Genomic DNA, 25566 nt, shown 5'->3' with positions numbered 1-25566 from the left:
GTCATCATGAACCATATCACAATATTGTTTTTTTTAACCGTGAAAAATAATTACGTTATTTTCGCCTTAAAAAACCCGACACATGCAGAATTTTCATTTGTTAAGGATCAATCATTAATGGAAAAATCGCAAAAACGTTTGGATCTTCCCAAACTTATTTTCGGGCTGCTATCCATCGTTTTAATGATAGCGGCCTGCTTTTGGGTACTTAATCCCTTTATTCTTGGTTTTGTTTGGGCAGGAATGATGGTCATTGCGACTTGGCCGCTACTATTACGCCTCGAGGCACGCCTATGGCATAAAAGATGGCTTGCTGCCTTAGTCATGGTTCTTCTCATTTTACTGTTGTTTGTGATCCCCCTGGGTATCTTAATCGGCAGCATCATTGAAAATAGCTCCCCGCTCATTGAGCTGGCAAAATCGCCATCTAGTCTCACATTACCCGATTTAGAGTGGCTAAACACAATCCCTATGGTCGGTGAAAAGATTTATTACGCATGGCATAGTCTTGTTGCCAGTGGCGGTAATGCTCTTCTGGCTAAAATTCAACCTTATTTTGGGCAGGCAGCTGGTTGGTTTGCGACACAAGCAATTAGTGCTGGGCGTTTTATTTTCCACTTAATGTTGATGCTTCTCTTCAGTGGCCTGTTATATCTAAAAGGCGAATCAGTGATGCTAGGCATTCGCCACTTTGCGGTTCGCTTAGCGGGGATCCGAGGTGATGCGGCTGTTGTCTTAGCCGCTCAATCCATCCGCGCAGTTGCACTTGGAGTGGTGGTAACCGCACTGATCCAAGCGATTGTGGGTGGCGTTGGTCTTGCACTCTCAGGCATTAGTTACGCCGCTATTCTAACGGTATTGCTGTTTATCTGCTGCGTCGCCCAATTAGGGCCATTATTAATTATGATCCCTTCAGTATTATGGTTATTTTGGACTGGCGACACTACGTGGGGCATTATCTTGGCTGTTTGGGCTGCTGTTGTTGCGACTATGGATGGGGTACTACGACCATGGTTGATTAAGATGGGCGCTGACTTACCGATGGTACTTATTCTTGTCGGCGTCATCGGCGGAATTTTATCATTTGGTATGATAGGCCTGTTTATTGGCCCTGTTGTTTTAGCGGTTTCATACAGCTTATTAAAAGCTTGGATGAACGAAGTCGCACTCCCAAGCGAAGACTTAAGCGAAACTGAAAAATTTCTTGAAGAAGAGTTCTTGATTAAGAAATAGTTTTATTAACCGAAACAGATATGTTTATTGAATGCATGTCTGTTTCATTAACGGGTTCATTCTCATTAATATTTAGAAACAATATTTAACATTCTAATGTTAGTATTCAGCTTAATTTATGTTAACATAAAACCATTGAATATTTCTCTTTACGTAACAATAGCTAATATTAATATTGAGAGTGTTCTTAATGATTGGGTAATTTAATTAGTTTATTATCCTGTCATTGAATCAAATGAATCCAATCACTATGCTGACCCCTTATAAGCGTAATGATATAACCGAATTGCTGTGTGTAGTCTTTGCCTGTCAGCCCATGATAGGCTTTTTTTTTGCCTAAATATTCAATATGAATAATATTCACATCCAAATTAAATCATCAGTTTATAAACATTGATTGAAGTCAACTTTCAATTTATTTAAAATAAGTAAATATACTCCCTTCGTATTATGTTCTACTCTTTCTTTTTTAATTAATCACGTTAATGATTAACTCATCACCACGCATTATTACACCTATTATGTGTAATAATTCACGTTAATTTAGAATATACATGACATATTAAATGCATAATCATTCGCGTCTCCTTTATATCTATCTTATTAAGCCATTATTATTACCAATTGCAATAATAGGAATTACAAATTGGTAAAAAGGCCGATTAAGTATTCCCTAATCGGCCTTTTCTATTAATGAATAGTTTTTGCTATTGGTTTTCTGCGATTGTTAGCCACGTTTGAACCACAGTATCTGGGTTCAATGATAAGCTATCAATACCTTCGTCAACTAGCCACTGAGCAAAGTCTTGATGATCAGATGGCCCTTGGCCGCATATTCCCACATATTTATTCTGTCGTTTCGCCGCTTTTATCGCCATAGAAAGCATCGCTTTAACAGCATCGTTGCGCTCATCAAATAATTCAGAAACAACGCCAGAATCCCTATCTAAGCCTAATGTCAACTGAGTCATATCGTTAGAGCCGATTGAGAAACCATCAAAATGTTCAAGGAATTGATCGGCTAACAGTGCGTTTGATGGAATTTCACACATCATAATCACTTTTAAACCGTTCTCACCACGCCTTAAATCATGCTTCGCCAGCTCTGCAATGACAGACTCAGCTTGTGCAACAGTACGCACAAACGGGATCATCACTTCAACGTTAGTTAAGCCCATAGTGTTACGCACACGCTTAACTGCCTCACATTCCAACGCAAAACATGCGCGGAAGCTATCAGATACGTAGCGCCCAGCCCCACGGAAACCTAACATTGGGTTTTCTTCTTCTGGCTCATAAATATCGCCACCGACTAAGTTAGCGTATTCATTAGATTTAAAGTCAGATAAGCGAACAATCACCCGTTTTGGCCAGAATGCAGCCGCTAACGTTGAGATCCCTTCAGTTAATTTGCCGATATAAAACTCAATCGGGTCTTCATAACCTGCCATCATTTCACGAATTTCAGCTTGTAATTCAGGCGATTGTTTATCAAATTCCAGCAGTGCTCTTGGGTGAACTCCAATCATACGGTTAATGATAAATTCCAGACGCGCTAAACCCACACCTTCGTTTGGTAAACAGGCAAAATCAAATGCACGGTCAGGGTTACCTACGTTCATCATAATTTTGACGTTCAGATCCGGCATATCACTCACTTCTGAGCTGTGAATTTCAAATGCTAACTCACCGTCATACACAAAACCTGTATCGCCTTCAGCACAAGAAACCGTCACATTTTGGCCTTCTTGTAAGCGCTCTGTTGCATCGCCACAGCCTACTACCGCAGGAATACCCAGTTCACGAGCAATAATTGCTGCGTGACATGTACGCCCACCACGGTTGGTGACAATCGCAGCCGCTTTTTTCATGATAGGTTCCCAGTCAGGGTCTGTCATGTCAGTGACCAGCACATCACCCGGCTGAATTCTATCCATTTCGTTGAGGTTATGGATAACTTTCACTTTACCAGCGCCAATACGATGACCAATGGCACGCCCTTCCACCAGCACTTGACCTTGCTGTTTTAACTGATAACGTTCCATTACTTGCTGATTAGAACGTACAGTTTCTGGCCTTGCTTGAACAATATACAGACGCCCATTATGGCCATCTTTTGCCCACTCAATATCCATTGGGCGACCGTAATGTTTTTCAATCTGCAATGCTTGGCGAGCCAGTTCTTCAACCTCAAGATCTGTCAAAGAGAAACGATTGCGTAACGCTTCTGGTACATCTTCAATTTGCACTTGTTTGCCGTGCTCTTTACTGTTGGCATACACCATTTGTAATTTTTTAGAGCCAAGGGTACGGCGCACAATTGCAGGGCGGTTATTTTTCAATGTTGCTTTGTGAACATAGAACTCATCGGGATTCACCGCACCTTGCACCACCATCTCACCTAAACCATAAGCTGAAGTGATGAAAACAACCTGATCAAAACCAGATTCGGTATCAATGGTGAACATCACACCCGATGATGCTAAATCAGAGCGAACCATTCTTTGTACACCCGCAGATAATGCCACACCACGGTGGTCATAGCCTTGGTGCACACGATATGAAATTGCACGGTCATTAAATAAAGAGGCGAATACGTGTTTAATCGCAACTAAAACCGCATCAATACCTTGAACGTTTAAGAATGTTTCTTGTTGCCCTGCAAATGAAGCATCTGGCATATCTTCTGCTGTCGCAGACGAACGCACAGCAAATGAAGCTTCCGCTTCACCTTCAGAAAGCTGAGCAAACGCATCACGAATATCTTGTTCCAACTCCTTCGTCAGTGGGGTATCAATCACCCATTGACGAATCTGAGCACCTGCTACAGCCAGTTGGTTCACATCATCAATATCCGTTTCATCTAGCAGGTTGTAAATGCGCTGATTTACACCGCTCTGCTCCAGAAAATCATTAAACGCCTGTGCGGTTGTCGCGAAACCGTTAGGTACGGATACACCCAGATCAGATAAGTTAGTGATCATTTCACCGAGAGAGGCATTTTTACCTCCCACACGGTCAACATCATTCATCCCTAATTGGTTATACCAAAGTACATTACACGGAGTGAGGCCATTTGTGGACATTGAAAGCGATCCTTTTATAGCAATTTAGTGACAGAGTACAAATCGTAAAAAATCTCGTTGGCGAAATATCGCCTCGTGAAATAGACTAGCACAGACGCTATGAGAAGATGGACAGGTGAATCGTTCCATCAATTAAGAAAACTTTTTTGTTCTAAAAATCGTTCAAAAAATGGCTATACTTCCCCCTATAAACTAATTTTTAAACTTTAAACAAAGATAATATCTCTCGATAACCAGTGATAAATACAATAAGAGACTAATAACAATGACCGAATTAGGAGCAATGAATACAATGGCCAGCCAAGTTCAACGCACTGTTTTCTTTATTTCTGATGGTACAGCGATTACAGCTGAAACTTTAGGGCATGCTGTGCTCTCTCAATTCCCCCTTTCATTTACCTCTTATACCTTACCGTTTGTCACTACACCGACCCGTGCAGAAGAAATCAAACAAAAAATAGACGCACTTTATACAGAAACACAAATTCGCCCTTTGGTGTTCTATTCCATCATCTCCCCTGAGGTTAAACAAATAATCACCCAAAGCTCTGGGTTTTGCCAAGATATCGTGCAAAGCCTTGTTGCACCAATTCAAAAGGAAGTTGGTCTGGAGCCTGAGCCTAAACTGAATCGAACCCACGGTTTATCTATGCAGAATATGAATCAATACGATGCACGCATTGCTGCAATTGAATACACACTGGCTCACGACGATGGTATCTCTCTAAGAAATCTTGACCAGGCTCAAGTGATTTTAATTGGCGTTTCCCGCTGTGGTAAAACACCCACCAGCCTTTATTTAGCCATGCAATTTGGTATTCAAGCAGCAAACTACCCATTCACCGCAGATGATATGGATAACTTGCAGCTGCCAGTAGCACTACGCCCGTATACCCACAAATTATTTGGTTTGACCATTAGCCCAGAGCGGTTAGCCGCAATCCGTGAAGAACGTCGTGAAAATAGCCGCTATGCCTCTATTCGGCAGTGCCGAATTGAAATTGCTGAAGTGGAAGCGTTATTTAGGCAGAATAAAATCAATTACTTAAATACTACTAACTATTCTGTAGAAGAGATTTCTGCAAAAGTGATTGATACCATGGGGTTACAAAGACGTATATTTTAGTGAATATAAAATAAAAAAAAATATTCATTCAATATACGTTGGAGGTTGAAATTAAGCCATATTCGTTTATTGTGATCTTTATCACTTATATGGCGACAGCCTATTCAAGTTTTTGAGAACAAAAATGCACAAAACTGATGAGTTACGTACTGCGAGAGTGGACAGTTTAATCACGCCACAAGCTCTCGCTGATGAATTTCCTATATCCGCAGAAGTTGCCGAAAACGTGACAGCGTCACGAAAGCGTATTGAGCAGATTTTATCCGGTCAAGATCCACGTTTGCTGGTGATTGTTGGTCCATGTTCTATTCATGATATTGATGCTGCCATCGAATATGCAAAGAAACTTCATGAACTAAAAGAGCGTCATCAAGACCGCTTAGAAATCGTCATGCGCACCTATTTTGAAAAACCGCGCACTGTTGTGGGCTGGAAAGGCTTAATCTCTGATCCAAACTTAGACAATTCATGCCAAGTCAATACGGGTATTCGCCTTGCCCGCAAATTATTGATTGAAGTTAACCAAATAGGGTTAGCCACTGCCACCGAATTTCTTGATATGGTGACGGGTCAATATATTGCTGACCTAATTAGCTGGGGCGCAATTGGTGCGCGTACAACTGAAAGCCAAATTCACCGCGAAATGGCCTCCGCATTGTCTTGCCCTGTTGGTTTTAAAAATGGGACAGATGGTAATATCAACATTGCCATTGACGCGATTCGAGCCGCAAAAGCACAACATATGTTTTTATCACCAGATAAAAATGGCCAGATGACTATTTACCAAACCAGCGGTAACCCACATGGACATGTCATTATGCGTGGTGGTAAACAGCCAAATTACAGTGCGGGTGACCTTGCCGCAGCGTGCGACAAACTGCGTAAATTTGAACTGCCAGAGCACTTAGTGGTTGATTTTAGCCATGGTAATTGCCAAAAAATTCATCGTCGCCAACTTGAAGTTGCGCGTGATATTGCAGAGCAAATTAAAGATGGTTCAACCGCAATTAGCGGTGTGATGGCGGAAAGCTTTTTAGTTGAAGGCACACAAAAAGTCAGCCCAGAACAACCCTTGGTTTATGGTCAATCTATTACTGACCCTTGCCTTGGTTGGGATGATACAGAACAACTGATTGAAATTCTTGCTCAAGCCGTGGAACATCGTTTTAAATAATTTTTCGCCCTATCTCCCCACTCGCTTTGATTAATCACTCATCAAAGCGAGTTCAAACCATCACCCCAAGAAATAAAAAATCAAGATTAATACCTATCGCGATATTAATACCTATTATTTTTTAATTATCACCTCATTTAATCCAAAAAATTCTTGACCCCCCACTCCGTTAACGATAATAATTCTCACTGCTAACACGCTACTTGTTAGAAATCCCATGAGAAAAATTTTATGACCTTATTGAAAAAGACAAATCAAATGGTATCGCAGACCCTTTTTTTAGATAAAAGTGAAGAAAGACATTCGGTACCGATTGAACCAAAACCTACTCAGGCGATACTAACAACACGCACGGTTGATAGTCAGCAGTTACTTAATAAGGATGGCAAAGTTGAAATTTTACACCGTGGGGAAATTTACCAACTAAAGCAAACACGCTCAGGTAAATTAATTCTAACGAAATAAATAAGTTATACCGACAATCTATAGCACGCCACCCAGATAGCATCAAGGCAGCCAGCTTAAACTACACATAAGGAAAGGATTTCCTATGCTATTTAACCTGATGCCTGCATCAATTTCTAACAATCAACACAAATACAAATTTCGTTTTTCAACGCTTGCTACCGCTTTAGCTGTGACCAGTACTAGCCAAATCGCCCTTGCCCAACAAGAAACCAGCGACATTATTCATGTTAGCCAATCACCGTTTAATCATGAAAAAATTGCTGTTGCTCAGCAAGTTGATGTTATCGACGCCCAAGCCCCTGAATTACAATCTGCCACTTCCGTTTTAGATTTACTCAAAGGGCAATCAGGGATACTCGTCACAGGCGCAGGAAGTACGTATGGGCAAAGCCTGCAAATGCGAGGTTACGATAGCCGAGGTGTGAAAATCACTGTCGATAATGTCACGCAGGATTTTAGCTCCGGCTTGTTTGATGCTACCTTTATTGACCCGACTCTGGTGAAAAAAGTCACTGTTCATAAAGGCGGTGGTTCTCTTCACCATGGTGGTGGAGCATTGGCGGGGCTTGTTTCAATTAAAACACTCAACGCGTCAGATTTATTAAAACCTGATCAACATTTTGGCGGGCATGTAGCTACAGGCATTAACAAAAATGATCATAGTTACCGTGCAGGGGCGACACTATTTAGTCGTATTGACGCCTTCGATACCATTTTGAGCTATCAGCAACGCAAAACACAACTCGATAACCCATATGAAGTTCAAGGGTTAGATACTCATGAAGAAATTCACAACTGGATGTTAAAAACAACCTGGTTTGCTCAACCGTCATATCAAGCGGCGATACAACTTAGAGAATATCGTAATAACAGTATAACCCAAAAACAACCGAGCATTTCCTTTAACCAAACGATGTTCCCAAATACCCCACATGAAAGGGGAGCCCTGAAAAGAGACATCCTAATTAACCAGCATTTCTCACCAAATAATGCACTTAATTGGCAAGCTGACTGGGATTTATACTACTCAAGCCTTGCACTAGATCAATTAGACCTAGTTAAAATTAAGAAGACCCCAAATGAATACCATGAAGAGAATAGAAGCCAATATACCTATGGCACTAAATTCACCAATAGCTTAATGCTACCTATGCATAACTGGGCAAATAACACGATTCAAAGCGGATTTGAATATTATCAGCAAGAGCAAAAATCCAATGAATACTCAATAAGTTACCCTAACGCTAATCTATCAAATGGTTCTGGTTGGCTAAACAACGACCTCACATTGCAACACTTACCCATTACATTCTCAGCGGGAACACGTTTTACTTATTATAAAACCTCACGTAAAGAGATTGCTGAAGATAGCCATACAAATTGGTCATCACGGGTCGCAGTAAGCGCTACTCCATCACATTGGCTAAATGTATTTTCTTCATATTCCGAAGGCTACCGAACACCTCGCATGGCTGAGTTATATAACAATTCCCAACACTTTCGTGTTCCCGGTATTGGTTATCAATCGGACTTTATCCCTTCCCCTGACTTAAAGCCTGAAATCAATAAAACGATTGAAACAGGTATGAAGTTGAGTTTTGATGAACTTGCCTTTGCAGGGGACTCCCTTCAGTTTGGTACCACGCTGTTTCACACCAAAGCGAAAAACTATATTACTGTCGATGCTATATATAAGCGGAAGGTGGGCCGAGATTTTATGTATTTCTGGCTACCCGAAAAGATTTATTACACCAATACCCCTTCCGCTACCATAGAAGGTATTGATAGTTTTATTCACTATAAAACACATTGGTTTAACCTAAATATTACCCATAACATCACTATTGGAAAGGACGATGAAAAACACCATTCACTTTCTTCACTTCGTCCAAGCAACTTGGTTGCTCGTTTTGATGCACCTATAGCCAGCACAGGGTTCAATCTTGGTTGGATTGGCGAATTCGCAGCTAAAACCCAATTTGATGGGGATGATACCTACATATTACCAGATCAAAAATCAGTAGAGAAATTAGACCGTTACCGCCGTGAAGTCATTCAATACCCCGGTTATAGCCTTCATGATTTTTACATCAATTATCAAGCTGATCAGTTTATTAAAGGGCTAAGCGGTACTTTAGCCCTTAAAAATGCGTTTGATAAAAACTACGTTTCGTCTATGGGCATTCCACAAGAAGGCCGTAATTTCTATTTTAACGTGAATTATAAATGGTAACGAAATAATAGAGTCGTCGAGTTGGGGTTATTAACACTGTAAATAACCCCAATTAATTGCCGTTAAAAACAACCGAGAAAAAGGAAATCAATATGGATTCAATATGTTATGAAAATTATCAACAGATAAAAAAACAATTCCCTGATAAACACGCTCGGGACTTAGCAAATCAACTTAACATCACCGAAGCCGAGCTTTTATATCATAGAGTTGGCCATGATAATGTAAAACGACTCTCAGGTAATTTGCCTGAATTACTCCATGCACTCTCCACCATCGGTCAAGCAAAAGCGATCACTCGTAATGATTACGTCGTGAATATCCAAACGGGGCGATATGATAACCCCCGTTTCAGTGACCATGCAGGTCTATTCTTAAACCCAGGGCAATTAGATTTACGCATGTTTTTTGCGCAATGGGATTCCATGTTTACGCTGACAGAAAAAGTCGGCAATGAAGTGCGACACAGCATTCAATTCTTTGATAAAAATGGCGATGCCATACACAAAGTATACACTTGTGAAGATACTGATATGAATGCATGGCAAGATATCATCGACCATTATACTTCTATTGATAATCCCCCATTTATGCTAGAAACGGTATCTTCATTCTCAAATATTGAAATTAGTGATGAAGTAAAAAAACAAATTGAACAACAATGGCGCGATATGTCAGATGTTCACCAGTTTTTTACTTTATTAAAAACACATAACTTAAGTCGTCAACAAGTGTTCCGTGCGGTAAGTAATGAGCTTGCTTGGCAAGTTTCTACCAATGCACTATCACAATTACTTACGCTCGCTTATCAAGATAAAAATGAAATAATGCTTTTTGTCGGTAATCGGGGATGTGTACAAATATTTACTGGTGTTATCAATAAGCTCTCACCATTAAAAATTGAAAGCACACAAACAGATTGGCTTAATGTCTCTAGCAATCATTTTAATTTGCATATTATTGAAAATGGCATTTCAGAATGCTGGGTAACCCGTAAGCCAACGCAGGAAGGTTTTGTCACAAGCTTAGAGGTTTTTGATAACCAAGGAAACCAAATCATTCAAATGTATGGGCAACGAACAGAAGGCGTGCCAGAGCAAACTCAGTGGAAGCAACAAGTGCTTTCCCTACCTCGTATTTAATCACTGAGTTATTTTATGCAATATTGGCTTCTAATGTTAGTAATGCTGTGTATATCAAGTCACTCATTATCAAAAGAGCGCATCATTTCATTGGGTCATGATGTAACCGAAATTATTTTCGCCCTTAAGTTTGGTAAAAATATTATTGCGCGTGAGTCTTCAGATCTAATACAGCTATTCCCACAACAATATGAAACTATCGGGAATATTAAGAAAATTGATTATCAACATCTAATATCAATGGAACCTACCCTCGTATTCGCAAGCGATCAGGCAAAACCCTCTTCAGCCTTGTTGTTACTGCAAAACAAGGGTATACCTGTCATAAATATTACCCGAGGTGTGACATTAGAAGCCATTCCAGAAAAAATAAAGCTAATTGCAAAACACCTTGAACGAAACCAACTAGGAAAAAAGCTCATCAAAAACTTCCAAAATGAACTGGCACAAATCAATACCACTCCCCTAGATAAAAAAGTCTTATTTATTATTAATAAAGGCGGTGTTTTACCCTTAACTGCTGGCGCGAATACAACCGCCGATAAACTCATTACAGCAGTTGGTGCTAAAAATATCATGGCGACCAGTAAACGATACCAACCGCTTTCACCTGAAAGTATTATCGCAAGGCAGCCTGACTTGATTATAGTTTGCCATGAAAGTGCTAAAACTCTCGGGGGAGCCGAGGGAATTTGGCGGCTCCCCGGCATGTCAATGACACCTGCGGGCAAAAAGAAGTCATTAGTGGTAGTGGATGAAACAGGCATGTTACACTTTAGCCTAAGTACACCCAAAGTGATGGCACAGATACGTCAAGCATTAGAAAAATTACCTGAATAAGATTTCAGCATATAGGATAATCTTTGGCAGTAAAATTTGTTATTTTTTGATTTTAATGAATTTAAATGCAAAACACCCTCTCGATTTTTTCGAGCAAATAACGCCAATAATCAATTAATTCATCTTTTACCTTTTTAATTTTCAAAATTTAAACCTAATTAAAGCCAATTATTTCAGTATTGAAAAGATACTAAATATTAAATCTCAAATTTTGAATACTTACAGTCATTTTAACCAATACAATTAACTCGGAATTTCCTGTCTATTGTTATAAAAAATACACAATTAATTTTTCAATTATTTACTTGGTTAATAAAATCGAACGGTTCGAACAAAAAATTTGAACGAGTATTTTCAACCTAATTCCTATTGTACAAATCACAAAAAATAAAATGGTAACAACTTGATTATCAACGCATTTAAACATTCACCGGTGTATGTTTAAAATGTTGATTTTTTCAATAGCTATCATACCGATAGCTATTCTCATTCAAAAAAAGCACGTTTAGCCTATCGATATATCGGAAAAAAAGGAAGAATAGACTTCAATTTCGTGAGTTATTATTAGTTATTAATGAACAATAGCCTACTTGAGTAGGAGGTAAACATGTCAGAAAGTGTAGTCAACGATATCGTTAAATGGCTTGAAAGCCAGTTGCAACGCAATGAAGGCATCAAAATCGACACAATAGCCGATAAGAGTGGTTATTCTAAATGGCATTTACAGCGTGTTTTCAAAGAAATGAAAGGCTGCACGCTTGGCGAATACGTCCGTAAACGTCGTTTGTTAGAAGCTGCTAAATCATTACGTGAAGGCAACTTACCAATCCTTGATATTGCTCTGCAATATGGATTCAGTTCACAAGCTACATTTACTCGTATCTTTAAAAAACATTTTGATACGACCCCAGCAAAATTCCGTCAAACCGGTGAGCTGCCAGAATGCAAAAGTTTTATGACATGCAGTTGTCATAACTAATGAGTTTCATTTCAAGATCATTCCTTCCTATTTAGTTGTTAGTATTTTTGAAGTCTATGTCTGAGCCGACAATGTCGGCTCATTTTTTAACTTAACTCGTGTACTAACCAGTTTTCTAAATCACTGAGTTGATCTTGTAACTCAGGCCATTGCTGTTTCATCTGACCACATAACATTCTTATCGTTTCTGTTTGATACACTTTCCCCAACATATGCTCACTTAACCACTCAAGAGGTGTGGGGTCTAAGCTGTCAGTAAAAAACTGGCAACGTGTGATTACGCCTTTTTCAATATCAAAGTGGAACTCAATCCCGCCCCATGGAAAACGAGTATCTGAATAATGAGAAAACGCAGGCGCTTGGCCAAAGTTCCATTCCCAACTACTTTGCTTGGCAAATGTTTCCGTAAAATTTGGCAAGTCAGGCAGTTTTTCAGGGGAGATATATTCCGCTTCAACCGTTTCGCCAAAATGGCTAAAAAAGCTTTCAATAATGCCTTCACAGACCATTTCGTGGCTAATGTTTGGGGCGAGTTCAGAGAGATTTGCGACGCGAGATCGAACCGAGGTGATCCCTTTTGCCTGCAGTTTTTTAGGGTCTGGGTTAAGGTAATTGGCTAACCGACTTAAGTCTGCATTAATCAACAAAGTTCCATGGTGAAAACCGCGGTCTTTCGTTTCGCGATAAGCAGAACCTGAAATTTTTCGTGGACCATTTTCTGTGTTGAGCACTAAATCATTACGTCCTGAAACTTCAGCGGAAATCCCCACATTCGCAAGTCCATCAACAATGATTTGCGTTGAAACCGTTTTATCGTACTCAGGCTTGCCCGCCATAAACGTAAAACAGGTATTGCCTAAGTCATGAAAAACAGCACCACCGCCACTACTACGACGAGCAAGACGAACATTGTCTTCTTCCATTCGGCGAGTGTTGCATTCTTTCCACGGGTTTTGTGCACGGCCAATGACCACGGTATCGGCATTACGCCATAAAAACATCACACGCTGATCGGCTGACATTTGCCTAAAAATGGTTTCTTCAACAGCAAGGTTGAACCAAGGATCAAAAGATTCTGAAATGAGTAAACGTAATGTTGACATGAAGCTATCCTAAAAACAAAACTTGCTCTTAAGATAGCATAATCACTAAAGAAAATTGCGAGTTTAAATGCGTCTGGCTTGCCAGAACACTTTTCGCCAATACACGTTATCCATGGATGAACGGATCACACCTTTGCTGGTTGATGCATGAATAAAGGTATTGTCCGTATCATAAATACCAACATGCAGCCCATTTTCGCCAGAACCGGTTTTAAAAAACACCAGATCCCCAGGCATTAAGTCCGTTTTATCAATGCGTGTACCAAGTTGCGTTTGGTCGACGGTAGTTCTAGGTAGTTGAATCGCAAAGCGGTCATTAAACGTTCGATAAACAAAACCTGAGCAATCAACGCCGCTTTGACTCATCCCACCATAATGATAAGGCGTGCCATACCATTGTTCTAGCTGGTCTTTTAACTGAGCGATGGTCATTATAGGGTCTGACAGCTGGGTTTTTAGCGGTGGTGGTGCAGTACGCTTAACGGATGTTGATGAACAACCAATTAAAACCAAGCACAGTAATAACGGCAAGTGTTGTATTTTAATCACCATAAAGCACCTTAATCATTCATCTTATTGCTATATTTAACTTATATCATAATGTCTAATGAATAAAAAACAAACAATTCATCATATTGTACTATTAATGCTTATCAGACAGTTTAGTTGGGCGACTAATTAACCAAACACCCAGTAAGATAAATGCAATACCAGCGACTTTCAACCATGACGCAGGCTCATTAAACCAAGGTAAAACAACGGCTAAGATATACACAAACACATAGCTTAAGCTAATAAGTGGATACGCTTTATTCAGAGCAATATACTTTAAGGCAAACAACCAACACAGCATCGACAGGGCATAACACACTAACCCTAAAAAAATAATGCTTAAGCTAGTGATATTTGCCAATAACCAATCAACTTGCAACCAATGCCAACCTAAAGAAAATGACGGTAATGCAACCACCCCCATCTTTAAACTGAGCTGCGCCACGGTCACTAATAAGGCGCTACCAATCACCCATAAATAGCCTTTATTCATACGCTGATACTCATGAGTAATATCCCTATCATAATAGCAACCACACCAAGCCAATGGTTTAGCCCCGTTTTCTCTTTGTATACAAACTGCCCAATCAAGGTGATCAGGACAAAATTAATACTTAACATTGGGTAAGCAATGCTCAGAGGCATGGTCTCAAGCAGTTTTAACCAAAACAACATACCAAGGCCAAGCATTAAAACAGCAAACACCAGCCACTTAAGGGCTGATGCTGCTTTATTTTCTTTTTCGCTTTGCCAACTAACCACGGCTTGTTTCTGAGCAACTTGCCCAATACAAGTCAGTACACTGACGAGCAATAATAACAATAATTGTGCAATCATTGTTGATGATACACCGCGATTGCCATACGTGAGTTTTTAATCACTTCATCTGGCTTAGGAATATCAGGAAGCTCTTCGTTACGGCCTAATAAAAACACTACCGTGACCTGCCCTTCTTTGCGTGCTTTCTCCAGCCACGCTGCAAATGCGTCTGGCTTAACGATACGATGTTGGCTATCTGGGTACTCTAAACCGTAGCTAAGTTCACCACTGCTATTATACAGATAGATATTTGAGTTTTGCGTTTCCCACGCTAACCCCGCTGCTACGCCTACGTTACTTGCCATCAAATACTTACTGTTCATTAATAAGTCATGGTTTTGATGAATAAAATTCTGAGGTAGCTTGGAATCGATAGTATTATTTGGTAAAGCACTGCCAATACATAAGCTAATTGCTAACGAACATGATGCCGCCCACAACCAATACTTAGCGTTTAGCACTGTGCATAAATACCCAATTATCGCCCAAATTGAGAAAGCCACCACGCCTAAAACCATTTTCGACCATTCATCGGGCTCATATAATGGTTTTTTAATCACTGTGCTCACAACAATGACAGCGATAACTGCGGCAATTCCCAATACGACATTAATGATTCCGTTTACTTTTAGCGCTCGCATGGTGCCATTTCTTACACAATCAACACCATATTTCGCCATCAGTAACGCCAGTGGCGCCATAAAAGGCAGCATGTAAGTGGGTAATTTACCACGTGAAATACTGAAGAACAGGACCGGTACAATAAACCAACACAGTAAGAAGAACATATCTGGGCTTGATTTTCGTTCTTTCCAGCCTTTTATGATTGCTCCTGGCACTAACCCAGCCCATGGAAGCGCTCCCAATAATATAATGGGAATGTAGTACCAAAATGGCGCAATGTGTTGCGCATCATCAGCAGTAAAGCGCTTAATGTGTTCAACCCAAAAGAAATAATTCCAGTAATCAGGCTCTTGCTTCGCTATCGCCAGCGCCCACGGCAAACTAATGATAACCGCAGAAATAATGGCAAGTGGGCCATATTTGATCAGCTCAAGAAAGCGTTTTTGGTATAGAGTGACAGGTAGCATGACAATAACTGGAATGGCTAAAGCCAAAAAGCCTTTGGTCATAAAGGCCATACCACAGGCTAGCCCTAAACAAACCCATGCTGCCAGTTTTGTCTTGACCTCCCTCGCCTTCATTGCCCATAAGCAACAAAACATACTTGCTGCAATCCACAGCGATAACATTGGGTCAAGTACACTGTATGTTCCGATTGAAAAGACCAAGAACATTGAGATGTAGATTAAGCTTGCAACATAAGCAACGTGGTTATTACGCCACATCATTTTTGCCATGCGATAGACAAGTAACGCACTAAGAAGAATACAAAAAACAGAACCGAAGCGAACCGCGAAATTAGTTTCACCAAAAATCATTTGGCTAATATTATTTATCCAATAGCCTGCGACAGGTTTTTCAAAATAACGCACGTCTAGCATGTAAGGGACAATCCAATCCCCACGTTGAAGCATTTCCCGACTAATTTCTGCATAGCGGGTTTCATCTGGTTGCCAAAGTAAACGGCTGTTCAACGGCAACAAATAAGTTAGGATAAAAAAAAGAGCCAGCAGAGAGGCTCCTACTTTGCTCGCTCGATTATTTAACATCGCGTGTTTATTCCTCTTCTTGGCAACCCAGCCAACCTTCACGCCCTGGGAACGGTGCTCTCACCACTCGCCCTTTTGGTAATGAATTCAGATCGTCAGGTAGCAATTCGCTTAATGTACAGAATTGGATTTCTTCTTGTGAAATTCGTTCCAATAATTGTGAAAATTGTTCTGACTTGGACATTCCTTCCACTTCAGTGTGAATAGTATAGACTGGAACGCCGCTATCATCTTTAATTGCTTGAAGAATATAATCATTAAATGCTTCATCGCTGATAACCGTACCAACCACTTCGTCATATGTCGGTAATGTCACAGGGATTTGCACTGTCCCTAACGAGCCATCACGCAAAATAGGCCTGAAAGGAAATTTCCCACGACAATCGCTGTTATAGTCAAAATTAAACTTTTGCTTAACCTCTAACACACGCTCATCACCTCGCCAGCCAGCAACCGCGGAGCAGGTAACCCTTTGCCCAATTGCACATTCAAGTGCATCCACGCCGAGCTTAACTTGCTCAGCCAGTTGAGCTTCACTCCATTTAGCCACTTTGGCTTGCCAGCCTTGATGATCCCATGCATGTAAGCCAACTTCATGACCTGCATCCAATGTTTGTTTCATCAAGTAGCCTAAATCCTTAGCAATTTTTTTGCCCGGCCATGCTGTACCAGCTAATAAAATATCTAACCCATAAAGGGATGCGGCATTAGACCTGAGCATTTTCCACAGAAATTTAGGACGCAAAAGGCGCCATAAATGGCGCCCCATGTTATCGGGTCCTACACTGAAGAAAAAGCTGGCCTGAATGTTGTGCTCTTTAAGCACTTTGAGTAATTGTGGAACCCCTTTTAACGTACCTTGGTAGGTATCCACATCAATTCTCAAGCCAACTTTTTTCATTAGTCTTTGTTACCTAACTCTTCAACAGCACCTTGTAAGAAGAAATCTAAGGTTTCTTCGATGGTATCTTTCATGTCGATAGTCGGAACCCAGTCAAGTAAACGACGCGCGTTCTCAACACTTGGTTTACGGTGCTCAACATCTTGATAGCCTTGGCCATAGTAGCTGCTGCTTTCAATTTCACGGAAGCCTGCAAATGGAGGGAACTTGCTACGCTCTGGGTGTTTTTCAAAGCTAGCTAACAACATTTCTGCCAGTTCACGAATACTTGCTTCGTTCGTTGGGTTACCGATGTTGATGATTTGACCATCACATTTGCCGTCTTTGTTTTCGATAATGCGGAACAGCGCTTCGATACCGTCTTTAATATCGGTAAAGCAACGTTTCTGAGCACCACCGTCAACCAGTTTGATTGGCGAACCTTCAACTAAGTTTAAAATCAACTGAGTGATCGCACGTGAACTACCAATACGTGCAGAGTTTAAGCTATCTAAACGTGGTCCCATCCAGTTAAACGGACGGAACAAGGTAAATTTCAGGCCTTCTTTCGCGCCGTAAGCCCAAATAACTCGGTCAAGTAACTGTTTAGAAACAGAGTAAATCCAGCGTTGTTTGTTGATTGGACCAACAATCAGACGTGACTCATCTTCATCAAACTCTTTATCATCACACATACCGTAAACTTCTGAGGTAGATGGGAAAATAATACGTTTGTTGTATTTCACGCAGTAACGAACCACTTTCAGGTTTTCTTCGAAGTCTAATTCAAAGACACGCAGTGGGTTGCGGGTGTATTCGATTGGTGTTGCAATCGCAACCAGTGGCAGAATGACGTCACATTTTTTGATGTGATACTCAATCCACTCGGTGTGAATGCTGACGTCGCCTTCAATAAAGTGGAAACGTGGGTTACCAATGAAGCGTTCAATTGCAGATGAGCCAATATCCATACCATAGATATCATAGTTGCCATCTTTTAACAGGCGCTCAGTTAAATGGTTACCGATGAAGCCATTCACGCCTAAAATCAGTACGCGAGTACGACGTTTAACCTGAGCAGTTGGTTTAGCACCAACACGAACATCAGTTACGATACCCATTTCGTTTGCAAGACGGTTACCTTGCATGTAAAGACCCGTTTCGCTTTGACCGCTAACCACTTCAATCGCGCCTTGCCCACAAGCAATACGCAGTGGATCATTAGAAAGAACAGTCCCCGCGGTTTTGCCTTGGTTATCATCTAGCACACGAGCGCGCCAAATAACCATTTTACGTGCACCTAAATAGGTGAATGCACCTGGGTATGGCTCTGTCACTGCACGAATTAGGCAGTTAATTTCTTTTGCACTACGGTTCCAGTCGATTTGACCATCTTCTGCGGTACGACGACCAAAATAAGTCGCTTGGCTTTCGTCTTGAGCAACCGTTTTGTAGCTACCCGCTTCAATCAGTGGCAGTGTTTTATCTAATAAGACTTCCGCTGCTTCACGGACTTTCGCGTGTAATGTTAATCCAGTATCAGTGTCAGTGATTGCCACTTTCTCTTGCGCAACGATGTCGCCAGCGTCAGCTTTTGCGACCATTTTATGTAAGGTTACGCCAGTTTCGCTTTCACCGTTTAATAATGCCCAATTGATTGGCGCACGACCACGGTATTTTGGCAATAATGAACCATGCAGGTTAAATGCCCCTTTCGGTGCAATTGCCAGCAATTCTTCACTTAGCATGTCGCGGTAATAGAAAGAGAAAATCACATCAGGTTTCATTTCGCGAATACGTTCAATCCATAATGGATGATTGACGTTTTCTGGAGCAAAAACAGGAAGTTCCATGTCCGCGCTTAGGCGTGCTACGGAAGAGTAAAAATGGTTTTCATTTGGGTCATCAGTGTGTGTAAATACAGCCTGAATATCAAAACCCGCTTTTTCAAGCGCTTTTAGCCCTACGCAGCCAATATCATGATAGGCAAAAACAATAGCTTTCATTAGTCTTCTTCCTGATTTTTGTCGGATTTAAGGTCTGCACCGACGACTTTTTGAATAAAATAACGAGGTCTAGCACGTACATCATTGTAAATTCGACCGATGTATTCGCCCAGTAGACCCATAGCAACAAATTGTGCACCAATAAACATAAATAGCACAGCGAACAGAGTGAATACGCCATCTGCGGCCCACTCTGCTCCAAAAATCAAACGTAATGCAATTAATAGCACTGCAAGTAAAAAACCGCCTGCTGCAATGACACTACCAACAACACTGAGCAAACGCAGTGGCGCTGTCGTTAAACAGGTCAGTAAGTCATACATTAAATTAATCAGCTTCATAAAGCTGTATTTAGAATCACCAAATTCACGTTCCGCATGCGCCACATCAATTTCGATGGTTCTACGAGCAAATGTATTGGCTAAAATCGGTATAAATGTGCTTCTTTCATGGCATTGCAACATCGCCTGAATAATATGGCGACGGTATGCACGTAACATACAGCCATAATCACCCATTGAACGACCCGTTGCCTTAGTGATCATCGCATTAATCATCTTAGATGCCGTCTTACGGAACCAAGAGTCTTGTCGATTAGCGCGTCGCGTTCCAACAACATCATAGCCTTGCATCGCTGTTTGTACTAAGCGAGGAATTTCTTCTGGCGGGTTTTGTAAATCTGCATCAAGCGTAATCACTAAATCCCCATCAGCTTGATTAAACCCAGCCATAATCGCAGAATGCTGACCATAGTTACGGTTAAGGATAATCGCAATCACATGGTTATCAGGGTTTTCTGCTGCTTGAGTTAACATAGCAGCTGAACGGTCGCTGCTGCCGTCATCCACTAAAATTAATTCATAGCTTTGTGTTAATTGCTTGCACGATTTAATCGTACGCTCAAGCAATTGAGGCAAGCTCTGCTCTTCATTATAGACAGGGATTACCACTGAGACTTTTTTAATCTCATCAAATTCATCTGCGTGTGACACTATTTTGACTCCAAAAGAACTGCTTCCACCGCGTTAACAACCCGCTCAACATCTGCATTCGTCATATCAGGGAATAAAGGCAACGAACACAACGTCGCGCTATTCCATGTCGATTCTGGCAGTGTTAATTTAGGGTATTTTTCACGGTAATATTTTTGCGTATGTGCTGCTCGAAAATGTAGCCCCGTCCCGATATCGTGAGCTTTTAATTTTTCCATGAACGTATCACGGTCAATTCCACAAATATCTTTATCTACGCGCACCATAAATAAATGGTTAGCATGTAAATGTTCATACTCAGGAACTTTGAGCATTTGTAATGGGGATTTTTCCAACAATTTACGGTAATGCGCGGTTAATTCAGCGCGACGTTGATTCAACTGTTCCACACGGGAAAGTTGCACGACCGCTATCGCAGCATGAATATCGGATAAATTATATTTAAAGCCCGGCTCAACAACTTCTGCCTGTGGTTTACGCCCTTGCATTTGTCTATCAAATGCATCAACACCTAAACCATGAAATTTAAGTGTACGAACACGCTGAGCAAGTTTATCATCATCAGTTGCAACTAAACCACCCTCTGCGCATGTCACATTCTTAATGGCATGAAATGAGAAAATGGATGTGCCTTTCTCGCCGATCCATTCCTTTTTATAGCGTGTACCTACCGCGTGAGCCGCATCTTCAATTAACGCGACGCCTGCTTTTTGTGCGATTGAACGTAATGCGTCTAAGTCACAAGGTGCACCAGCATAGTGAACAGGAATGATAGCTTTTGTTTTTGCCGTTAACGCTTTTTCTACGGCTTCGGGTTGGATCATCAAAGTATCGCGGTCAACATCAATCATGACCGGCGTTGCCCCCAGCAACTCAATCATATTAATGGTTGAAACCCATGTTTGTGACGGTGTGATCACTTCATCACCTGGCCCAATCCCTAAAGCCATCAAAACGACATGCATGCCCGCGGTTGCAGAGGACAATGCAATTGCATGTTTACAGCCATAACGTTGGCAAAAATCTTCTTCTAACTGATGATTCTGTGGGCCTGTTGTAATCCAGCCTGAACGCAGAACCTTTTCAACTGCCTTGACCTCTTCATCACCAATTGCTGGTTTTGAAAATGGTAAGAAATTGCTCATATTGTTTATAGCCTAGTTTTCATTGTGAATAGAATATTCTAGTTAATTGTACTTTAACCGAACCTCAACACCGACGAACATTGCTGCATTATCCCGCATAAAAACGAGTGATTAAAACAACTTTTTGGTTAATCGTCAAAATTAATAATTTGCCATTGTCTATAGGATGTGCTCTGACTTATCTTAATCTCGGTTTTAAAAATGTCAGATAAGTTATTTTCTGTCATCACATCAGTAGGTTTTCCTGATGCAAACAATTGACCTTGTTTTAACAACCAAATTCGCGATGCATTTTTATAAGAATGATTCAGGTCATGCCCACTCATTATAACGGTTCCTTGGCAATCACAAAAATATTTAATCCACTTATCTAACATTGCCTGTTGAATAATATCCAAATTATTGGTCGGCTCATCAAATAAAATGATTTTTCCCGTTAACTCTTTATCATCCCAAACTTGTAAAAATGCAGCACAAACCCTGACGCGCTGCCATTCACCTCCAGAGAGTTGATAAATCCCTTTATGCAAAAGCGGTGATAATTGAAAATCATCACACAGTTGCACAAAAACATCCGCCGCTGCCTGTGTTGAAGGTAAAAACAGTTCGAGATATTGGAACACCTTGATAATAGGTGTATTACTCGCAAGCTGAACAAAATAAGCCCGTTGTTTCGCTAGCTGAGTAAGAGAGCAATGGCGAATATCTTCACCGTTGAACCAAATTTCACCCGTAACAGGAAGATACCCACTTAGTGCGGAAAGTAACGTACTTTTCCCTGCACCATTGGCGCCTAAAAGATGAATTTGCTCACCTGCAAATACAGATTCAGTAAAATTAATGAGGCGGTTTTCTGAAGTAATATTTTTGATACCAATAATCATCAGTGTATTCATTAGGTTTACCGCCATTGCTGGTGACGAATAAGCAGCAGAATAAACATTGGTGCGCCCAATGTGGCAGTAATGACACCAATGGGAACTTCTGCATTCGCAATTAATAACCGCGACAATAAATCAGCCAATAACAGGCCTAATGCGCCCGCTATTGCGCAAGCGGGTAACAGTAAACGGTTATTAGTTAAGCCACTTAAGCGTAGAATATGTGGGATAACTAAACCAATAAAGCTAATTGCCCCAGCAATAGCAACACTCAAACCAATTAATACACCACTAATGATAATGAGAATAATACGCCACTTATGTACTGATATGCCTAATTGATAAGCTTGGAGAGAACCTAAAGAAAGGTAATTTAATATTTTACCTTGGCATGCTACCCATAGTAAAAATGGAATACAAGCGGCGACTAGCCCTATCTGCCGCCAATCAACGCCACTAAAGCTTCCCATCATCCAATATAATAGTTGGCGTAAATCGAGGTTACTGCTCATGTATACCATCCACGTCATACACGCTCCGCTCACTACTCCAAGAGCAACACCAACGAGCAATAAACTCGCATTATTCAGGTTTTTTCGTTTGGCAAAATAAAGCAATAACGATGTGAGTAACAAAGCACCAATAATCGCACTCGCACTGAGCACTCCATAATGTGTGACGCCTGATGACATTAATACCGTGAATACGACTGCTACACCAGCGCCGTTGCTGATCCCCAATAGACCGGGTTCTGCCAGTGGATTTTCGAATAAAGCCTGCATAACCGCCCCAGTAACCGCCAACCCTGCCCCGACGACAATAACGGCAAGCATTCTAGGCAATCGAATTTGCCAAACAAACAGTTGTGCTGAGTCATTCATCCATTGATTTGGCCAATACCATGTCTCTCCAGCGCTGAGTGACACTATCGCAATGATACAAAGTATAAGCAGCAAGAATGCAATCAAACGAATGTCTGATTTATTTTGTTGTTCTTGTAGCTGCAATAGAGAGTGGTTCATTGGTAGATTAACTTATTTATTAGTGAGTTAAAAGATTATAGCTTTTTATGCAAGAGATAGCACATAAATGAATCTACACTCATTTTTTCAACTTTGGAGTAATACATGTGGGCTCTTTAGAAATAAAAACTGGTGCAAGTCCGATACACAGTAATCACACTAATAAAGAACAATGGCCTGAAAGGATAAAAAATAGGTCTTTTATTCATTCACTAAAAACTGTCAAAAATACAGTAATTCAATCCATTATTTCTATATATCATAAACTCAGGTTCATACTAAAACAGAAGTTTGAAAACATTGAGACTGTAGATAACCCCGCATATCTTAAAAATACAGCAACAAACTCACAAGTACCTATCAATAATCGACTTCCTGACTACTTTGAGAATACACCCCCCAAACAATTTGATACTGCACAGCCTCAGGAAAAAAACAAAATTCAAGATGACTTATCACCTCTGCCCCAAACTCAAAGTGTCAACCTAGACATTCAAAAAAAGACTATAATTGCTGACAAAGCCAAAAGTATCTACTTAAAAAATATTGAATTAATCAATCAGTACTCTGATATACCTAAAGATAAAAAAACAGATTTCAATACAATGAATAAGGCTATTTTCGCTTTGCTGAGTAACCCAGAATACATTAAACAGGAAGGTTTCTTTAGAATAAATGGTGTTCAATCTAAGATACCTGATCTCTTAGTCGAACTCGCGAGCAATGCAGATTTTAATCAACTGCTAATAAACAATAATAGTTTTAGGCAAAATGAACTTACTGGTGTGATTAAAGTGTTACGAAACGACATAATGACTGAGCATCCAACAGAAAAAAACAAACATAATGAGCTAGTAAATACATACAAAGAATCGATTGATCATGAAAATGCAACAAAAAAATATGTTGCAGATATGAATTTAAACAAGCGAGGTAAAATTTTACGGATAGCCTCAAACAACGCGGAAAAAAGATTACCTAGTCTGCAAGAACTACCATTACATTTGCAAATTTGTATGCCACTGTTTGTTGAAGCCGCTATACATTCAAAAGAAAACAGAATGGAACCAATGCAAATTGCTACTGCTTTTGGTGGAGGATTGAGCTCAGCCAAAAGAACACCCGTCGAAGAAATGGAGTTTAAAAAATTAAACAAAGAGCAACAAAAAGAATTGCTTAAGCAAGAAACTGATCATATGAATCTCGCGAATGAACTTCTTATGAAGTTAATTAATAAACAGCTTAAATAATTTAAGTTACTGCAAAAACAAAAGACCGCCTAGGCGGTCTTTTGTTTATCTATAACCACATGTTTTATAAAAGGATTTATAAAACATCATCCACATTACATCCACATGTAACCCACCTTTAGCATTAGCCCCTTGCAATAAGGGGCTTTACTTATCGGTTAAAGCCGACTTTAATTTATTCTCAATTCAATAAGGGGAAATATAATGCTTAGAACATTTTTTAGTGATGTAAAACACATTACGAGCACCAATTTTTTGACCCAAGTAAAAAAACTTTTTATTTGCTCTGCGTTTTCCGTATTTGCCTTGGTTGTTGGTATCAGTTCGGCTTCTGCTGCACCGTACCTCAAATCAAGTGAAGATTGCACAAAGCAAAATGAAGTTTACGCAACAATGAATGATGCAATGGAATATTTCAGTGATTATTACCCTGAAAATAATTCACTCGAAATTATTAGCGAATCACCACTAAATGTTAGGCTTTCAGCGGTAGCTTTTGAGCAAGACGGGCAAGACGTAAAGGAGCTATTAGCAAAACGAGCCATTGTCTATGGTGTTTATCGCTCATTAATTAATACGCCCAATGATAAAGTTACAGTCATATCTTATTTAGTTGATGCGAATGGAAAAAAACTGAAAGGCTCGCCTGAATACACAGCAACAATCACTAAGCCTCAGGCATTAGAGATCACTAAAAAATATGTGCCTATTAATAATTTGAGTGAGCTAATCGACGATAGTTGCTCTTTCACTGCGCAGTTCAACGAGTTGCGATTTGATGATAGTGGTAAAAAAGGCTTTGATAAGTTCTTTGATGAATTAATTAGTGTATCTAAATAATTTTGAGCCTTTTGTTCGTAGTCACATAAATAAGATTAGTTTTATGTTCTTAGATGATAAAAACTGACTTCTACAGTATATTAGGAACAAAATTTTAAGTAGCTGATATTTAATAACCATCC

22 protein-coding genes and 1 other RNA gene are annotated in these 25566 nt (G+C 40.2%); 11 read left to right on the top strand and 12 right to left on the bottom strand.

The features are described 5' to 3' along the window. The first annotated feature begins 117 nt into the window (after window positions 1-117). The gene (ydiK, locus tag AC4IFT_RS16850) at window positions 118-1233 is read left to right on the top strand and encodes an AI-2E family transporter YdiK (RefSeq protein ID WP_490736198.1); all 1116 of its coding nucleotides are present in this window, start codon (window positions 118-120) and stop codon (window positions 1231-1233) included. A gap of 224 nt (window positions 1234-1457) precedes the next feature. Next, an RNA gene (gene rprA, locus AC4IFT_RS16845) (antisense sRNA RprA) lies at window positions 1458-1568 on the top strand. Between the two features lie 372 nt (window positions 1569-1940). On the opposite strand, the gene ppsA is transcribed toward rprA, so the two are convergent. Next, window positions 1941-4319 carry a phosphoenolpyruvate synthase gene (gene ppsA, locus AC4IFT_RS16840; protein ID WP_490752004.1) on the bottom strand — a complete coding sequence of 793 codons (2379 nt, stop codon included), beginning with the start codon at window positions 4317-4319 and terminating at the stop codon, window positions 1941-1943. Window positions 4320-4584: 265 nt separating this feature from the next. On the opposite strand from ppsA, the gene ppsR reads away from it, so the two are divergent. From ppsR to AC4IFT_RS16805, 7 genes are all read left to right on the top strand, one after another. Further along, on the top strand, window positions 4585-5445 hold the full coding sequence (gene ppsR / locus AC4IFT_RS16835) for a posphoenolpyruvate synthetase regulatory kinase/phosphorylase PpsR (RefSeq protein WP_490752002.1): 861 nt from the start codon (window positions 4585-4587) through the stop codon (window positions 5443-5445). 124 nt (window positions 5446-5569) lie between these two features. After that, window positions 5570-6619: a 3-deoxy-7-phosphoheptulonate synthase gene (locus tag AC4IFT_RS16830; protein WP_490736193.1), complete on the top strand. Its 1050-nt coding sequence runs from the start codon at window positions 5570-5572 to the stop codon at window positions 6617-6619. Between the two features lie 231 nt (window positions 6620-6850). After that, entirely contained in the window at window positions 6851-7084 is a 234-nt protein-coding gene (hemP, locus tag AC4IFT_RS16825; RefSeq protein ID WP_490736191.1) for a hemin uptake protein HemP, read from the top strand. Window positions 7085-7169: 85 nt separating this feature from the next. Further along, on the top strand, window positions 7170-9320 hold the full coding sequence (locus AC4IFT_RS16820) for a TonB-dependent receptor domain-containing protein (protein WP_490736189.1): 2151 nt from the start codon (window positions 7170-7172) through the stop codon (window positions 9318-9320). A 92-nt stretch (window positions 9321-9412) separates the two neighbouring features. After that, window positions 9413-10462, top strand: coding sequence for a hemin-degrading factor (locus AC4IFT_RS16815; protein ID WP_490752001.1), 1050 nt, complete (start codon window positions 9413-9415; stop codon window positions 10460-10462). Window positions 10463-10477: 15 nt separating this feature from the next. Continuing rightward, complete coding sequence (locus AC4IFT_RS16810) at window positions 10478-11302, top strand: heme/hemin ABC transporter substrate-binding protein (protein ID WP_490751999.1); 825 nt, start codon at window positions 10478-10480, stop codon at window positions 11300-11302. Between the two features lie 607 nt (window positions 11303-11909). Further along, on the top strand, window positions 11910-12281 hold the full coding sequence (locus AC4IFT_RS16805) for a helix-turn-helix domain-containing protein (protein ID WP_206084025.1): 372 nt from the start codon (window positions 11910-11912) through the stop codon (window positions 12279-12281). Window positions 12282-12367: 86 nt separating this feature from the next. Here the strand turns inward: AC4IFT_RS16805 and lplA are convergent, their stop codons facing one another. The 11 genes from lplA to btuC form a co-directional block, all read right to left on the bottom strand. Continuing rightward, window positions 12368-13384, bottom strand: coding sequence for a lipoate--protein ligase (lplA, locus tag AC4IFT_RS16800; protein ID WP_490736183.1), 1017 nt, complete (start codon window positions 13382-13384; stop codon window positions 12368-12370). A 63-nt stretch (window positions 13385-13447) separates the two neighbouring features. After that, a complete protein-coding gene (locus tag AC4IFT_RS16795) occupies window positions 13448-13936 on the bottom strand; it encodes a C40 family peptidase (protein WP_490736181.1) in 489 nt (162 codons plus the stop codon). A gap of 91 nt (window positions 13937-14027) precedes the next feature. After that, window positions 14028-14429, bottom strand: a complete 402-nt coding sequence (gene arnF, locus AC4IFT_RS16790; RefSeq protein ID WP_490736179.1) for a 4-amino-4-deoxy-L-arabinose-phosphoundecaprenol flippase subunit ArnF — start codon at window positions 14427-14429, stop codon at window positions 14028-14030. Beyond that, on the bottom strand, window positions 14426-14773 hold the full coding sequence (gene arnE / locus AC4IFT_RS16785) for a 4-amino-4-deoxy-L-arabinose-phosphoundecaprenol flippase subunit ArnE (RefSeq protein WP_490736177.1): 348 nt from the start codon (window positions 14771-14773) through the stop codon (window positions 14426-14428). Before arnE ends, arnF begins: the two co-directional genes overlap by 4 nt. Beyond that, window positions 14770-16428, bottom strand: a complete 1659-nt coding sequence (gene arnT / locus AC4IFT_RS16780; protein ID WP_490736175.1) for a lipid IV(A) 4-amino-4-deoxy-L-arabinosyltransferase — start codon at window positions 16426-16428, stop codon at window positions 14770-14772. Before arnT ends, arnE begins: the two co-directional genes overlap by 4 nt. Window positions 16429-16435: 7 nt before the next feature. After that, complete coding sequence (gene arnD / locus AC4IFT_RS16775) at window positions 16436-17329, bottom strand: 4-deoxy-4-formamido-L-arabinose-phosphoundecaprenol deformylase (protein ID WP_490736173.1); 894 nt, start codon at window positions 17327-17329, stop codon at window positions 16436-16438. Continuing rightward, the gene (gene arnA, locus AC4IFT_RS16770; protein WP_490736171.1) at window positions 17329-19314 is read right to left on the bottom strand and encodes a bifunctional UDP-4-amino-4-deoxy-L-arabinose formyltransferase/UDP-glucuronic acid oxidase ArnA; all 1986 of its coding nucleotides are present in this window, start codon (window positions 19312-19314) and stop codon (window positions 17329-17331) included. The genes arnD and arnA overlap by 1 nt, the downstream gene beginning before the upstream one ends. Then, entirely contained in the window at window positions 19314-20306 is a 993-nt protein-coding gene (gene arnC, locus AC4IFT_RS16765; RefSeq protein WP_206084017.1) for an undecaprenyl-phosphate 4-deoxy-4-formamido-L-arabinose transferase, read from the bottom strand. The genes arnA and arnC overlap by 1 nt, the downstream gene beginning before the upstream one ends. Continuing rightward, window positions 20306-21451 carry a UDP-4-amino-4-deoxy-L-arabinose aminotransferase gene (gene arnB / locus AC4IFT_RS16760; protein WP_490751997.1) on the bottom strand — a complete coding sequence of 382 codons (1146 nt, stop codon included), beginning with the start codon at window positions 21449-21451 and terminating at the stop codon, window positions 20306-20308. The genes arnC and arnB overlap by 1 nt, the downstream gene beginning before the upstream one ends. A gap of 128 nt (window positions 21452-21579) precedes the next feature. Then, entirely contained in the window at window positions 21580-22347 is a 768-nt protein-coding gene (gene btuD / locus AC4IFT_RS16755; RefSeq protein ID WP_490736167.1) for a vitamin B12 ABC transporter ATP-binding protein BtuD, read from the bottom strand. A gap of 5 nt (window positions 22348-22352) precedes the next feature. Next, entirely contained in the window at window positions 22353-23354 is a 1002-nt protein-coding gene (gene btuC / locus AC4IFT_RS16750) for a vitamin B12 ABC transporter permease BtuC (RefSeq protein WP_490751996.1), read from the bottom strand. 107 nt (window positions 23355-23461) lie between these two features. Here btuC and AC4IFT_RS16745 point away from each other — a divergent pair, with 107 nt between their 5' ends. Further along, the gene (locus AC4IFT_RS16745; protein WP_490751994.1) at window positions 23462-24604 is read left to right on the top strand and encodes a hypothetical protein; all 1143 of its coding nucleotides are present in this window, start codon (window positions 23462-23464) and stop codon (window positions 24602-24604) included. Window positions 24605-24808: 204 nt separating this feature from the next. Next, window positions 24809-25444 (top strand): hypothetical protein, encoded by a 636-nt coding sequence (locus AC4IFT_RS16740; protein WP_490751992.1) that lies wholly within the window; start codon window positions 24809-24811, stop codon window positions 25442-25444. Window positions 25445-25566 lie beyond the last annotated feature (122 nt).

The sequence above is a fragment of the Providencia sp. UF-183 genome (assembly GCF_058246155.1).
Note: the sequence above shows the minus strand (reverse complement) of the source record. Positions and strands in the feature narration are given on the sequence as shown.

Bases quoted from the DNA above. Each gene is read 5' to 3' on its own strand.
- arnA (WP_490736171.1), bottom strand. From the start codon at position 19,314: ATGAAAGCTATTGTTTTTGCCTATCATGATATTGGCTGCGTAGGGCTA.
- AC4IFT_RS16820 (WP_490736189.1), top strand. From the start codon at position 7,170: ATGCTATTTAACCTGATGCCTGCATCAATTTCTAACAATCAACACAAA.
- AC4IFT_RS16815 (WP_490752001.1), top strand. From the start codon at position 9,413: ATGGATTCAATATGTTATGAAAATTATCAACAGATAAAAAAACAATTC.
- AC4IFT_RS16810 (WP_490751999.1), top strand. From the start codon at position 10,478: ATGCAATATTGGCTTCTAATGTTAGTAATGCTGTGTATATCAAGTCAC.
- AC4IFT_RS16795 (WP_490736181.1), bottom strand. From the start codon at position 13,936: ATGGTGATTAAAATACAACACTTGCCGTTATTACTGTGCTTGGTTTTA.
- ydiK (WP_490736198.1), top strand. From the start codon at position 118: ATGGAAAAATCGCAAAAACGTTTGGATCTTCCCAAACTTATTTTCGGG.
- ppsA (WP_490752004.1), bottom strand. From the start codon at position 4,319: ATGTCCACAAATGGCCTCACTCCGTGTAATGTACTTTGGTATAACCAA.
- arnD (WP_490736173.1), bottom strand. From the start codon at position 17,329: ATGAAAAAAGTTGGCTTGAGAATTGATGTGGATACCTACCAAGGTACG.
- arnF (WP_490736179.1), bottom strand. From the start codon at position 14,429: ATGAATAAAGGCTATTTATGGGTGATTGGTAGCGCCTTATTAGTGACC.
- arnE (WP_490736177.1), bottom strand. From the start codon at position 14,773: ATGATTGCACAATTATTGTTATTATTGCTCGTCAGTGTACTGACTTGT.
- lplA (WP_490736183.1), bottom strand. From the start codon at position 13,384: ATGTCAACATTACGTTTACTCATTTCAGAATCTTTTGATCCTTGGTTC.
- AC4IFT_RS16740 (WP_490751992.1), top strand. From the start codon at position 24,809: ATGCTTAGAACATTTTTTAGTGATGTAAAACACATTACGAGCACCAAT.
- arnB (WP_490751997.1), bottom strand. From the start codon at position 21,451: ATGAGCAATTTCTTACCATTTTCAAAACCAGCAATTGGTGATGAAGAG.
- AC4IFT_RS16805 (WP_206084025.1), top strand. From the start codon at position 11,910: ATGTCAGAAAGTGTAGTCAACGATATCGTTAAATGGCTTGAAAGCCAG.
- ppsR (WP_490752002.1), top strand. From the start codon at position 4,585: ATGACCGAATTAGGAGCAATGAATACAATGGCCAGCCAAGTTCAACGC.
- AC4IFT_RS16830 (WP_490736193.1), top strand. From the start codon at position 5,570: ATGCACAAAACTGATGAGTTACGTACTGCGAGAGTGGACAGTTTAATC.
- arnT (WP_490736175.1), bottom strand. From the start codon at position 16,428: ATGTTAAATAATCGAGCGAGCAAAGTAGGAGCCTCTCTGCTGGCTCTT.
- btuC (WP_490751996.1), bottom strand. From the start codon at position 23,354: ATGAACCACTCTCTATTGCAGCTACAAGAACAACAAAATAAATCAGAC.
- hemP (WP_490736191.1), top strand. From the start codon at position 6,851: ATGACCTTATTGAAAAAGACAAATCAAATGGTATCGCAGACCCTTTTT.
- btuD (WP_490736167.1), bottom strand. From the start codon at position 22,347: ATGAATACACTGATGATTATTGGTATCAAAAATATTACTTCAGAAAAC.